The sequence below is a fragment of the Mucilaginibacter yixingensis genome, assembly GCF_041080815.1.
Classification (GTDB): domain Bacteria; phylum Bacteroidota; class Bacteroidia; order Sphingobacteriales; family Sphingobacteriaceae; genus Mucilaginibacter; species Mucilaginibacter yixingensis.
The window spans coordinates 444,897-457,961 of sequence record NZ_CP160205.1 but is presented as its reverse complement, the minus strand read 5'-3'; the positions used below and the strand labels follow the sequence as shown (position 1 = coordinate 457,961).

At 45.5% G+C, this 13,065-nt stretch carries 13 protein-coding genes; 5 read left to right on the top strand and 8 right to left on the bottom strand.

From position 1 onward, the window contains the following. The first annotated feature begins 156 nt into the window (after window positions 1-156). On the top strand, window positions 157-678 hold the full coding sequence (locus ABZR88_RS02030) for an NADPH-dependent FMN reductase (RefSeq protein WP_107829058.1): 522 nt from the start codon (window positions 157-159) through the stop codon (window positions 676-678). A gap of 58 nt (window positions 679-736) precedes the next feature. Further along, a complete protein-coding gene (locus ABZR88_RS02025; RefSeq protein ID WP_107829059.1) occupies window positions 737-1,960 on the top strand; it encodes a hypothetical protein in 1,224 nt (407 codons plus the stop codon). A 149-nt stretch (window positions 1,961-2,109) separates the two neighbouring features. Here the strand turns inward: ABZR88_RS02025 and ABZR88_RS02020 are convergent, their stop codons facing one another. Then, window positions 2,110-2,658 carry a hypothetical protein gene (locus tag ABZR88_RS02020; protein WP_146166551.1) on the bottom strand — a complete coding sequence of 183 codons (549 nt, stop codon included), beginning with the start codon at window positions 2,656-2,658 and terminating at the stop codon, window positions 2,110-2,112. 132 nt (window positions 2,659-2,790) lie between these two features. Between ABZR88_RS02020 and truB the strand changes: the two genes are divergently transcribed. From truB to ABZR88_RS02005, 3 genes are all read left to right on the top strand, one after another. After that, window positions 2,791-3,525: a tRNA pseudouridine(55) synthase TruB gene (gene truB, locus ABZR88_RS02015; protein WP_107829061.1), complete on the top strand. Its 735-nt coding sequence runs from the start codon at window positions 2,791-2,793 to the stop codon at window positions 3,523-3,525. 179 nt (window positions 3,526-3,704) lie between these two features. Continuing rightward, window positions 3,705-4,634, top strand: a complete 930-nt coding sequence (locus tag ABZR88_RS02010) for a bifunctional riboflavin kinase/FAD synthetase (RefSeq protein ID WP_107829062.1) — start codon at window positions 3,705-3,707, stop codon at window positions 4,632-4,634. A gap of 158 nt (window positions 4,635-4,792) precedes the next feature. After that, on the top strand, window positions 4,793-5,848 hold the full coding sequence (locus ABZR88_RS02005; protein ID WP_107829063.1) for a DUF2157 domain-containing protein: 1,056 nt from the start codon (window positions 4,793-4,795) through the stop codon (window positions 5,846-5,848). 112 nt (window positions 5,849-5,960) lie between these two features. Here the strand turns inward: ABZR88_RS02005 and ABZR88_RS02000 are convergent, their stop codons facing one another. The 7 genes from ABZR88_RS02000 to ABZR88_RS01970 form a co-directional block, all read right to left on the bottom strand. After that, window positions 5,961-6,317 (bottom strand): VOC family protein, encoded by a 357-nt coding sequence (locus tag ABZR88_RS02000; protein WP_107829393.1) that lies wholly within the window; start codon window positions 6,315-6,317, stop codon window positions 5,961-5,963. Window positions 6,318-6,396: 79 nt separating this feature from the next. Then, a complete protein-coding gene (locus ABZR88_RS01995; RefSeq protein WP_107829064.1) occupies window positions 6,397-8,097 on the bottom strand; it encodes a M3 family oligoendopeptidase in 1,701 nt (566 codons plus the stop codon). Window positions 8,098-8,421: 324 nt separating this feature from the next. Beyond that, on the bottom strand, window positions 8,422-9,204 hold the full coding sequence (locus tag ABZR88_RS01990; RefSeq protein ID WP_107829065.1) for a DUF4197 domain-containing protein: 783 nt from the start codon (window positions 9,202-9,204) through the stop codon (window positions 8,422-8,424). Window positions 9,205-9,234: 30 nt separating this feature from the next. Beyond that, complete coding sequence (locus tag ABZR88_RS01985) at window positions 9,235-10,254, bottom strand: inorganic phosphate transporter (RefSeq protein WP_107829066.1); 1,020 nt, start codon at window positions 10,252-10,254, stop codon at window positions 9,235-9,237. Window positions 10,255-10,279: 25 nt separating this feature from the next. Beyond that, the gene (locus ABZR88_RS01980; RefSeq protein ID WP_107829067.1) at window positions 10,280-10,930 is read right to left on the bottom strand and encodes a DUF47 domain-containing protein; all 651 of its coding nucleotides are present in this window, start codon (window positions 10,928-10,930) and stop codon (window positions 10,280-10,282) included. Window positions 10,931-10,977: 47 nt separating this feature from the next. After that, the gene (locus tag ABZR88_RS01975) at window positions 10,978-12,042 is read right to left on the bottom strand and encodes a cell wall metabolism sensor histidine kinase WalK (protein WP_107829068.1); all 1,065 of its coding nucleotides are present in this window, start codon (window positions 12,040-12,042) and stop codon (window positions 10,978-10,980) included. Window positions 12,043-12,115: 73 nt separating this feature from the next. After that, entirely contained in the window at window positions 12,116-12,649 is a 534-nt protein-coding gene (locus ABZR88_RS01970; protein ID WP_107829069.1) for a YceI family protein, read from the bottom strand. Window positions 12,650-13,065 lie beyond the last annotated feature (416 nt).

The window sequence follows — 13,065 nt, the reverse complement described above, 5'->3', positions numbered from 1 at the left end:
CAAGGGGCAAAAGGTTCTCTTATATCATCTACTAATTTCAGCTTAAAACGTTGAATTATTATTGCATAAAAATACAGCACGTTTTGTCTTTCAGCTTGATCCATTTGCTTTTTCACCTTTCACCTTTTACCTTTCGTCTTTTTACCTCAGAAAAAAATGATCACCATTATATCTGGCACTAATCGCCCCAACAGCGCTACGCTTAAACTGGCAAAATATTATCAGAGTCAACTAAGCGCCAAAGGGCAGGATTGCCACCTCCTATCATTAACCGACTTACCCGCCAGCCTTATTGCTACCGATTTGTATGGCAAACGCAGCGAAGAGTTTAAACCCATCCAGGAACTCATTAGCGCAACCAGTAAATTTTTATTTGTAATACCCGAGTATAACGGCAGTTTCCCCGGCATATTGAAAACCTTTGTTGATGCTTGCGATTTCCCAGACAGTTTTTACGAGAAAAAAGCCGCACTGGTGGGCCTGTCCTCAGGCCGATACGGCAATATACGCGGGGTAGAGCACTTTACAGGCGTGTGTGGCTATATGCACATTCACCTGTTACCGCTACGTATTTATATCCCCTTTGTAAGACAAGAACTGAATGAAGAAGGCAACCTTTTTCAACCGGAAACACTGAAGTTTACCGATGAGCAGATTGAGAAGTTTATTGCTTTTTGATCTTCGTCATGGTAGTTTTTGCTATGTTTAACCCATAATTATAACCGTCACAATTCAAATGAAATTACTGCCCTTGACGCTAATAGTGTGTCTATTCGTCTCTTTTCAACTATCTGCTCAAACCAACTTCAAACCCGGCTACATTGTAACCCATGGCGACACATTACGCGGCGAGATTGATTATCGCCAATGGAATAATAACCCGCGGGAAGTGCATTTTAGAAAAGGCAGCAATATTGAAACATACAACTTAAGCAATGCTACTGCTTTCGGCATAAATAACGCCGATTACTTTGAGCGCTATGTGGTTTCTGCCAGCCAGGCCGGCACCCGGGCAGACCAGTTAACAACTGTTGATACCACTACACATATTGATACCGTTTTTCTAAAAATAGTATCCCGCGGACCGAACGTTAATCTGTACACTTATACTGACCCAATTAAAACCCGGTTTTATATTAAAACAAACCGGCAAGAGGTGCCGCAAGAATTACTATATCGTGTTTATTTAAACGATGACGACGCCAGCCGCATGGCCATACGCAATATTTACCGGCAGCAGCTCATTAATCTGGCCAATGTACTACATCTTGACAATGAGAGGTTAGTAAATAATATTAACCGCACTAATTACTTTGAAGATGACCTGGAGAAAATCATTCTCAAGTTAAATGGCGGAGATGCTATCGGCGGCAAAAAAACAGGTCAGTCTAAATTTCGATTTTTTGCAGGCGCAGGTGTAAACGTACAAAGTCTGACATACACCGGGTCTATCTCCTTGGCCTATAATAATCCGCAAACAAAGTTTTCGGCATATCCAATGATTAGCGCCGGTTTAGATTTTATTGATAACCGCGATGCAGCACGATCATATATCAGAATGCAGATTTATTATACCGGCAATAACCTTAAAGCATCAAACGCCATAGCAACAGAAATGCTTGATCAAAGGACGCTGGGCATATCACCTCAGTTTTTATATAATTTTTACAACGCACAGCATGTAAAACTTTTCCTGTCTACCGGTATCGTTTTAAATTTTTCTACATATCCCAAAAACATTACTGTACCCAATTCAGATCCTGATAGAATTGTTTATAACAATTTTCCTAACATGCGCAAAATGTGGTTTGGCGTTCCATTGCATGCCGGCGTTGCTTTAAATAAGCGTGTTGAAATTAATCTGAGTTATATCTACACTATGCCGCTTACAGATAATTATGTAGAAATTACCGGCAAAACCATCAACTTTCAAGGTGGTGTTAACTATTTTTTCAATTAGCTTAGGTGCCTGCTCCTCCCGCGATAGACATTTTGGTTATTGCAGGCGGTGCAGACATGTTGAACGTTGTTTAAGTACTAGCTTTTGCCATGCTACTACAATGCGACCGCTTAGCGCTCAGTTTTCATAAAGGTTACGATCTGCTTATTTTAATCGCCCATTACCGCTTTGGTGATGCGGCGGCCAATCTCTTGCACCAGCTTGTCTTCCAGGTGTCCGGTGGCTACGTACCAGTTACTGTGGTGATCTTGCTGTAGTTGTGCAGTGGGTTTACCAGACAGGCTGATATCATAAGTTGGATAATGCATCTGCACGTGCACATCAACAGGGGCGCCATCGCGGTAAACCAAAAAGTTGATAACTGATGACGATGGGTCTGCCGGACTGTTATAACGCGCTTCTTCTTCTTCTTTTTTGGGTTGAGATTGGGCTGCCGCTTTCTTGCCGGTAAAATCACGCTCACGAATAAAATCGGCAATGGCGGCTAAATCGCTCTTGCTGATATCGCCAAAACCATCATAATCCCAGCTTTTGGCATTTTTAAAAGTGATGGTGCCAATACCAACGTTGCCTTCATCCAGCTTGTACTCGCCGGTGGCATATAAAATCCCGTTACCCAGTGTGAGGTTTACGGGCGATATGGTGATCAGGCGCGGGCCTGTTTCTGTTTCAATCTTAAATTCAATCGGATCTATCATAAAAAGTTTAAGCTGTAGTTCTGCAAATAAGTACGTAGAAAATGCAGCAACAATCATACCGTTGCGACCCGGTTAACGGCTTATCAGGCCAAATAGTTACCTTTGCGCCGTTTTTATTTAAACACTTTTGTTTTGAACCCGAAATTACAGGAATATATAGACGGCAAACTGCTGTTAATTAACAAACCTTACCGGTGGACCAGCTTTGACGTTGTTGGCAAACTGCGCAACGCCTTCAAACCGCTGAAACTAAAAGTAGGTCACGCCGGAACGCTTGATCCGCTGGCGACTGGCTTACTGATCATCTGCACCGGTAAAATGACCAAGCAGATAGACAGCTTCCAGGCGCAGGAGAAAGAGTATACCGGTACATTCACCATCGGTGCCACCACTCCTACTTATGATCTGGAGAGCGCCGTTGACCACACGTTTGAAACCGGCCACATTACAGAACAGTTGCTGCGCGATACCTGCCAGCAGTTTATAGGCGACATACAGCAATACCCACCCGCACACTCGGCCGTTAAGGTTGATGGTGAGCGCCTCTATGAAAAGGCCCGCCGCGGCGAGGAAGTAGAACTGCGCCTGCGCAACGTAACCATTACCGAGTTTGAGCTGACCCGGATTGAGTTACCTGAAGTTGACTTCAGGGTGGTGTGCAGCAAGGGCACCTACATCCGCTCGCTGGCTAATGATTTCGGGAAGGCTTTGAACAGCGGTGCGCATCTTTCAAGATTGCGCCGTACCCGCAGTGGCGATTTTAAAATTGAAGATGCCAGTGAGGTGATGGAAATGGTGGGCAGCATTCGTGCGCTGCGCGATGATTCCGCAGATACTAATGAGATTGCACCGGTTGCTGTTTCATGATGTCATCGGTTAAAGAAACATTAAATAATTTACATTGCTTATACCGTCTTAATAAGCTCAAGGTTTTATTTTTACAGCATATCAACCATTAAGAACATTATACCGTTATCATCAGTGTAATCATGAATTACATCAGTGTAAATCAGAAAAATAAAAATCGGTGTAATCAAAATAATTGAATGAAGATCTACCACCATATTGATGAGTTTAGTCCAGTGCCCGGCGCCGTGGTAACCATTGGCACGTTTGATGGTGTGCACCAGGGACACCGCAAAATCATCTCTGGTATTACAGAACTGGCCAAAGCATCGGGCGGCGAAAGCGTGATCCTCACCTTCTTCCCCCACCCGCGTATGATCTTGCATCCGGAAGATCAGTGGCTTAAACTCATTACCACTATTGCAGAGAAGGCAACTTTGCTGGAAGAGCTTGGGGTAGATCACCTCATTATCACGCCATTTTCGCGCGATTTCTCTAATCAATCGCCAGAAGAATATATCCGCCAGGTGTTGGTTGAAAAAATTGGCACCCGCAAAATTGTGATTGGATACGATCATCATTTTGGCAAAGACCGCGCCGGCAGCCTGGCCGATCTGCAACGCCTGGGCCCGCAATATGGTTTCGAAGTAATGGAGATTCCGGAACAGGATATCAATGATGTAGCCGTAAGTTCTACCCGCATCCGCAATGCACTGTTAGAGAATGATATTGCTACCGCCAACAACTGTCTGGGTTATCCTTTTTTTATTACCGGCAAAGTAATTCGCGGCGATCAGATCGGTCGGCAAATTGGCTATCCTACCGCCAACATTCAGCCGCACGAAAGCTATAAACTTATCCCTGGCGACGGCATCTTTGCCGTGACTGTAGACATTGATGGTGAAACCTACAAAGGCATGGCTTACATTGGTCAGCGCCCAACGGTAAACGGCATTACCCGCAATATCGAAGTAAACATCTTTAACTTTAACCGCGAGATCTACAACCAGGATATCCGCATGAATTTCCTCCACTACATTCGTGGTGATATGAAATTTAACGGCCTCGACGCATTGACCGCCCAACTGGCGCAGGATAAGATTGATACGTTGCGACTGTTAGGCTCATAGTTGATGGTTTATAGATCATAGTTCATGACGGTTTCCGGCTTAATTAGTCGAACAAAATCCCTATTTCGGTATTACTTATATTTGCAAAGCAATACCGCCTATGAACCATGGCTCATTCTAAAACAATGAACCATGATCTATGAACTATGATCTAACCCATGAAACTCAACCTCGACAAGCAGGAAAGTGAATTTTTGACCAAGGTAATAGCCGAATGGGAAAAGAATGACCTACTGAGCACCGGAAAGGCTGACGAGCTGCGCAACTCTTACGAGACCAAAGGTTTCGACTGGATGCGACTGGCCAAATACTCTTTCTGGATTGCGCTGGTGTGTGGAGTAGTTGCCTTTGGCTCACTACTGTATAATCAGGCCATTATCAACTGGCTGCGCCAGCTTTATAACACCCCCGATGTAGTGATTGCCGCCATAGCAGGTTTATTGGCTACAGGTTTCTTTATTTACGGCCGGTTAGGCAAGCGCAAAACGCCGGAGCGCGTGTTTAGTAACGAGGCTTTCATCTTTACCGGTGTACTGTTTACCGCCTGCTGCCTTGCGTTTTTGGGCAAAACGTTTGATGATGGCTCGCATCATTTTTCAATCCTGTTCCTCATCTCGGTTTTTTTGTATGGCTTTCTGGCCTACCGCATGGAATCAAAACTGATCTGGCTGTTCGCTCTTATTTCACTGGGCAGTTGGTTTGGTACCGAGACGGGGTATCAGACCCGCTGGAGCGGCTATTTTCTGGGCATGAACTATCCGCTGCGCTTTGTGGGCTTCGGCATATTGCTGGTAGCTGCCTGCTATCTGTTGCGCCAGGCCAAATGGCTGCAATACTTCTGGGAGGTAACGTATGTAGTAGGTCTGCTCTATCTATTCTTGTCTCTGTGGATGCTTACCATTTTTGGCAACTACGGCGATCTGGAGGCCTGGTGGAACATCAAACAGATCACCCTTTTTTACTGGGGCATCATCAGCGGCCTTGTGGCCGGGGGCTTTCTATTATACGGATTGAAAAGCAAAGACGTTATTGCCCGCGAGTTTGGCATCACCTTTCTTATCATTCTGCTCTATACCAAATACTTTGAGTACTTCTGGAAAGAGACCAACGTAGCGGTATTTTTCACCATCCTGGCCGGCTCATTCTGGCTCATCGGCCGCAAAGCAGAGAAGATTTGGAATGTGAAGGGAAGTGGGGACAAGAAGGGGAAATGAAATACTCCTTGCCTGCTAATCATGGGGGCTAAGATTTCTCTTCCGCTCCCTTACTCCACCCAACCCGCGTGCTTATCGAAATGACAACAGGGTGTTTATAATAGCGTATAATCTACTCCTCCCTAAAATTAAACGAATTGCCATCCGGATCTTTCACCCAGGCAAACTTACCCCAAGGGGTCTGATCGATGGGCGATGCTTCGATACCTTGCGCTTTCAGGGCATCAATTTCGCGTTGGATATCATCTGTTTCAATTACCCAGCCACATACAGATCCGGGCGGCATTTGCTTAAACCAGGTGACCAGCGCGATGGAGGTTTGCGTATTTTCAAGCTCCAACTGCACCCAGGTTTCGCCGTTGCCCATGGGCGCCTCTATCAGTAGTTTGAAACCTACCTTCTCGTAAAACTCTTTTGACCGTTGCTGATCAGTTACGGGGATGGAAATAACGGAGATGTATTTTTTCATGGTATAATGATTTGTAGAGCCACATAATTGTGGCTCCTGATACATACAAAAAGAGCCACAATTATGTGGCTCTACTGTTTTATATTTTATCCATTTCGGCTTTTACAAAGTCTGCCAGTTCTTTTACATAATCGGCGCTGAAATCAAACTTGATACCGGCGGTTTCGTAGATCTCCCTGATTGATTTGGTGTAACCCAGTTTCAGGGCATCCAGATACTGCTGCAGGCCGGTTTCAGGATTTTCTTTATAGTTCTTCCAAACCGCAATGGCGCCCAGTTGAGCCATACCATATTCAATGTAATAGAACGGCACCTCAAAGATGTGCAGCTGTTTTTGCCACAGGTTTTGCAACGAGTCGCGGTGTTCGCTCCAATCGGCAAAGCCGGCGCCGAAACGCTCGTAGATCTGCACCCAGGCATCGGTACGCTGAGCATCGGTATGATCTGGATTGGTATAGATCCAGTGTTGAAACTGATCTACCACAGCTACCCACGGCAGCGTTTTCAGCACATCAAACAACTGATCGCGTTTGGCGCGTTTCAGATCCTCAGCATTGTCAAAATACACTTCCCAGTTATCCATAGAGATCAACTCCATCGACATGGAGGCCAGCTCGGCAACTTCGGCAGGGCAATGTTTAAAATCGTTCAGTTCCAGATCGGCAGTAAGGAAGGTGTGTACCGCGTGGCCGCCCTCGTGTACCATCGTCGTCAAATCACGGAAAGTGTTAGCCGAGTTCATGAAGATGAACGGCGCGCCAGTCTCGGCCAGCGGATAGTTGTAACCACCCGGCGCCTTGCCTTTGCGGCTCTCTACATCAAACAGCTGGTTATCTTTCATAATCTCCAACCGCTCGCCCAGGTAACGACTGATGTTGCTGAAGCATTGGATAGATTTCTCAATCAAATCGTCGCCATTGTTAAACGGTTTCAGGGCTGGTTTACCGCTCACGTCCACATCCAGATCCCATGGCTTCAATGATGGCAGGTTGAGGGCTTGCTGGCGCTCGTGTGCCTTATCACGCAGTATCGGCACTATCTCCTTCTCAATGGCCTCGTGGAACGCGTAGCAATCCTGCGGGGTATAATCAAAGCGTCCCAGCGCCTGGAACATATAATCGCGGAAATTCTCAAAATTGGCATTCAGCGCAACTTTATGGCGCAGTTCGCGCAGTTTATCAAAGAGTTGATCCAGCTGATCTTTATCCTGCAAACGGCGGGCCGTAATGGTTTCCCAGGCCTGCTGACGTTTAGCACGATCAACATCTTTCAAAAATACCGATGCCTGCTCCAGCGTGTATTCCTTATCGCCAATATGTACTGACATGGAGCCGGTGATCGATTGGTATTTCTGCTGCTCTACCTGGATCTCGGTTTGCAGCGGAATATTCTCCTCGCGGAAAAGTTCCAGCGCTTTGCGCACACCGCGCAGGTAAATAAAATATTTATCGTGATCAAGCTGATCAATGTACGCGCTGCCTACCAGTTTTTCATTCAGTTCGTTATTACAAGGCGCAATCTTAGGTTCAATTTCGGTAGCAAAGTATTGGAATGCCTGCAGCAGGTCTTCGTTAGCCGTATCGCAGGTCATGCGGATGTAGCGCCAGGCAAAATCCTCTTCCAGTGCGGCCTCCACCTCGCTGCGGTCGCGCAGCCATTGCTCCAGATCGTCAACAGAACTGATTTGACGATCGCGCAGTTCAACAAACAAAGGTTCCAGGTTTTCCCAACGGATCTCAAAGTCCGCAGGGATGTATTTTCTCGGTTTTTTATGAATCATGATTTTTGTGATCTGTAGATGTACAGATATACAAATGTGCAGATTGACGGGTAAAAGCGCAAGGGGTTTATGTGCTTCTTCAGTCACAATAGCGATGGGGATAAAAGCCATCTCTTTGCAGTCGCTCGGCTCCAGCCCATAAGTGTTGGGAAGATAAAAAAAAGCGGTGGAATAGTGCGATTCCCCTCTCGAGAGGGATGGAGGGGTGTGTCCTTCACACGTGCGAATGACACACCCCTGCAGCCGCACCGACAACGCACCCCCTCTCAAGAGGGGATTTATCTTAGAGACGCACAGTATTGCGTCTCTTTTGGCGTTGTTATTTTATTTCTTTATCCCCTGCGCAAATCCAAACACCTTTTGCATTAGCGGTGTGCTGCGTGCGCCAATGTTCTGGCGGATATTTAGTTCTTCTTTGGCTATCTCCAGGAACAGTCCTTCAATGGCTTTCTGAGTTACATAATCGCTGATATCTGGATTAATCTTATTCATTACCAGTGGTACGCGGTTGTATTGGGTGGCAGCTTGCGAGTAGAATTTGGTGGCGCCTACTTTGTCCAGGTTAGCCTGAACTACGGGTTTAAATTTAGCGCTTAATTGCAGGGTGGTGGTGCGTTTAAAATATTGGGTGGCTGCATCCTGACTGCCCAGCAGAATATTGGTTACATCCTGCAGCGTCATCTGCTTAATGGCGTCTATAAAAATGGGCTTGGCCTCTTTAGCGGCACTTTCGGCAGCACGGTTGAGTGAAAGGATGACGTTATCACACAATTTATTTAAACCTAATGAGCGCAGGGTCCTCTCGGCTTTTTGTGCTTCTGGCGGGAAGAGGATCTTTACCTCGGCATCCTTGAAAAAGCCATCAACGGCTGATAGCTTGTCGCTGCTTTTACCAGTTCCCTGGGTAAGGGCCTGTTTCAGCGCGTCGCCTATTTCTAAAGTACTTGGTGAGTTTGCGGTAGTTGAGGAGGTAGTTTTGCTGTCGGTTGTTTGTGTAGTGACTTTCTTTTTCAGTCCCGAAAGAATATCGTTGAATGACTGAGCAGAAGCCGTATTACTTACAAAAACAGCCGACAGCAAGGCAATACCTAAGTAGATTTTTTTCATGCCCTAAAATTACTAAAGGCAGAACAAAAATTAACCTATAAAATGAATGATAGAGAATACAATAGCAGCAATAAGTGCAGAGATTGGAATGGTAATGATCCAGGCCCAAACCAGGTTAAGGGTTACGCCCCAACGCACGGCTGATACACGTTTTGTTAAACCAACACCGATGATAGAACCTGTGATGGTGTGCGTAGTTGATACCGGGATACCCAAACGTTCTGTAATGAACAGGGTAATGGCGCCAGCGGTTTCGGCACTTACACCTTCCAGCGGGGTTACCTTGGTAATTTTGGTACCCATGGTTTTAACAATCTTCCAGCCGCCGCTCATGGTACCCAACGCAATGGCAGTGTAGCAGGTAAGCGGAATCCACTCTGGCATGTTCTCGGCACCGGCATGCATCGGGATCAATTTTGAAGCTACCAGCGATACATAAATAATACCCATTACCTTTTGCGCATCGTTACCACCGTGGGTGTAACTCAATGCTGCTGACGATACCAGCTGCAGGGCTTTAAACCAACGTTCGGCCATTGCGGGCCGTGCATTTTTACACACATGCAAAATAATGATGGTAATAATGTATGCGATGATAAGGCCGATGAATGGCGCTAAAAAGATGTAAGCAATAATGGTTAAAATTGGCTTCACGTTGATAGCTGCTATAGCACTTGAGTGCATAAACATTGCATTGGTCATACCGGCACCGGCAAAACCACCAATCAGCGTGTGCGATGAGCTTGACGGGATACCAAACCACCAGGTAATTAAGTTCCAGGTGATGGCGGCAAGCAAACCGGCCAGAATAACGTGCATGGTAATAAATTGCTCGTGCACGGTTTTGGCAACGGTGCCGGCAACATTATGCTCTTTTATAATAAAGAAAGCCAGGAAGTTGAAGGCCGCAGCCCAAATAACAGCCTGAAAAGGAGTAAGTACTTTGGTTGATACAACTGTGGCTATAGAGTTTGCCGCATCGTGAAATCCGTTGATGAAATCGAATACTACGGCAAGTATAATAACAACAACAAGCAGGGTGGTTACCATGGGGAGGTTGAGTTGGGTGTGGCGATTAAGCGTTTTTAACTAAAATCGATTCCATTACATTGGCAGCGTCCTCGCTCATGTCGGTTGCTGTTTCCAGCGCAGCCAGAATTTCTTTGTATTTAATCAGTCGCAATGCATCTTTCTCGTACAAGAACAAGTCGGCCACGGCGCGGTCAAATACATAGTCGGCCTGGTTTTCTATACTGTTAATGCGAATGCAAGAGTCGGCAATGTTGCGTACGTTTTTCAGGTCTTTCAGTTCGCGAACAGCTTTTTCAAGCTCAACGCTACCTTGTAAGATCAGTTCAGATAGTTTGCGGATAGGCTCAGTATACTCTTCAATAGCATACAGACTCATACGGTTGGCAGAACCCTGAATATAATCGGCAACGTCATCAATGGCAGTAGCCAGCGAGTGGATATCTTCGCGGTCAAACGGCGTGATAAAGTTTTTACCCAGTTCCAGGTAAATCTGGTGGGTCAGCTCGTCGCCTTTGTTTTCCAGTTTGTCAATCTGTTTAAACATTTCCTCACGTGCGTTGGCATCAAGAGAGTTTACGGCTTCTACCAAAACAGTAGACATAGCTACAACGTTTGCAGCTGCTTGTTCAAACAAGGGAAAGAACACTTTTTTATCCTTCGGAACAAAATACTGGAAGATACTATTTAATGACATTGCTAATATTTGTTTGGCAAAGGTACGTCTTATGTGTTAAGTTAATGTTAACTTTTTAATACAGGTATAGCTGGGAATTGTATTTGTTTAACTTTTTGTAACGTAAAGCCAAAAGTTGAACCTAAACCAGCTGTACTGCGCACATTGATGGTTTGTTGGTGAGCCTCAATGATATGCTTCACAATAGCCAGGCCCAGGCCCGAGCCACCAATCTGCCGCGAGCGACTTTGGTCTGTACGGAAGAACCGCTCAAACAAGCGTGGCAGGTTATGCTCTTCAATGCCAATGCCGTCATCGGTTACCTCAATCAACACCTGGTCATGCAAATCAAACACACTTACAGACGTGGTGCCGCCTTCTTTACCATATTTAAACGAGTTATCAATCAGATTTACCAATACCTGGCGTATCTTCTCACGATCGGCCGTTACCAGGAAAGGCTCGTCATATTTCTGCTTAAAAATCAATCTGATGCTATGCTGATTAGCCTTTAGCTCCAGCGATTCAAACACCTCTTTAATCAGATCATTTACTTTAAACTTGCTGTAGTTGATCGGAATTTCACCCGACTCCAGTTTTGAAATCTCGTCCAGATCTTTGATCAGATAACTTAACCGATCTACGTTTTTTGAGGCTTTCTCTAAAAACTGGGCCGCCATGTCGGTATCCTCAAAGTTATCGTCCTGAATAGCTTCAATATAACCCTGAATGGCAAAAAGCGGCGTTTTAAACTCGTGCGAGATGTTTGACAAAAACTCACGGCGGAATTTCTCCTGCTTGCGCAACTCGTCAATCTCTATCTTTTTCTGACTGGCCCACTCTTTCACCTCTTGCTGCACATCTTTAATCGGGTCTGCGCTCACAATATGATCGCCCAGGGCATCGCGCAGGTCGCGGCCCAATTTGAGGTTATGGATCAGTTTATAGATCAGTTTGATTTTTGAGTAGACGTATTTTTCTATCAGGTAGTAGAAAATAATAAAGCTGATAGCAAACGACAACACAAAAGTGATGCCTACATCATACCAATTGTGCTGAAAGTAATAGTTAACCGCCGATAACGCAATGGCCACCGCGGCCGCGTTTATTAAGATGAGTACGCGGAGTTTCATGCCCTAAAGTTAACATCTTTGGCCATACCCGCATATTAAGCCAAGGTTAATTTAACACCCCAATGTAAAGTAATTACTTTGCAGCCTGTATGTTTACGGCGATGGTAACATCATTAGATAGCGTTAAAGTACTGCCCCCTACGCCATAATCCATCCGGTTTATTTTAAACGAGCCTTGAAAAACAGCATTACTGCCAGTATCCGTAAGGGTAAAAGGTATTTCAATACGTTTGGTGGTAGCCTTTAAAGTAAGATCAAACACGCCCACAAATTTATTCCCCCCTTTTTGTTTAAAGGATACCGATTTGATGGTGATAGTTGGATAATGCTCCACATCAAAAAAATCGGCGCCTTTCATGTGCTCATCGCGCGAGTCGATACCTGAGTCGAGCTTTTTCACATCAACCGTGGCTTGTATGCTTGAGGCATCCAGGTGTTGCTTATCAAACACAATGCTGGCTGTTTGCAAACCACCAAAGCCGCCACCCGTATTGATACCGAGATTTTTAACCACATAGGTAACCGATGAGCTGGTTACATTATATTTTGTTTGCGCCATGCTGATGGCCGGCAACAGGAGGATAAGAGCGAAAAATAATCTTTTCATTAAGTACGATCAAGTGCTACAAGTATAACATTATTGAGATTGAATCTAAGCGGAATGGTTTAATTAAAGTTTGAGGCTTAATGAACGGTCAGTGCTATCTTATCGTTCGTCCCGCTCATTCGCCGCGGGAGGGCTCGTCACTTTTTCTTGATAAAAAGTAACCAAAAATCAAGACAGCGGAATGCTTCTTTTGCCGCACAGGCCTTTACCCTGCAAACCAGTCAGAACACACAGGGCGCCACTTCGGCTCCCCCGCTTGCGCCACACACGTGCCTTTGCGCTTCAGGCGCCGAAGATGAATGCCCTTTCCCACCGCATCAAGCCACCTTGTTCTAACTGATTTCGCCCAGAAGCCGCCCGCTGTCGCCCCCGCTCTTAAGCTGAAGAAATCACCAGCAAAATGTTATAAAACAAAT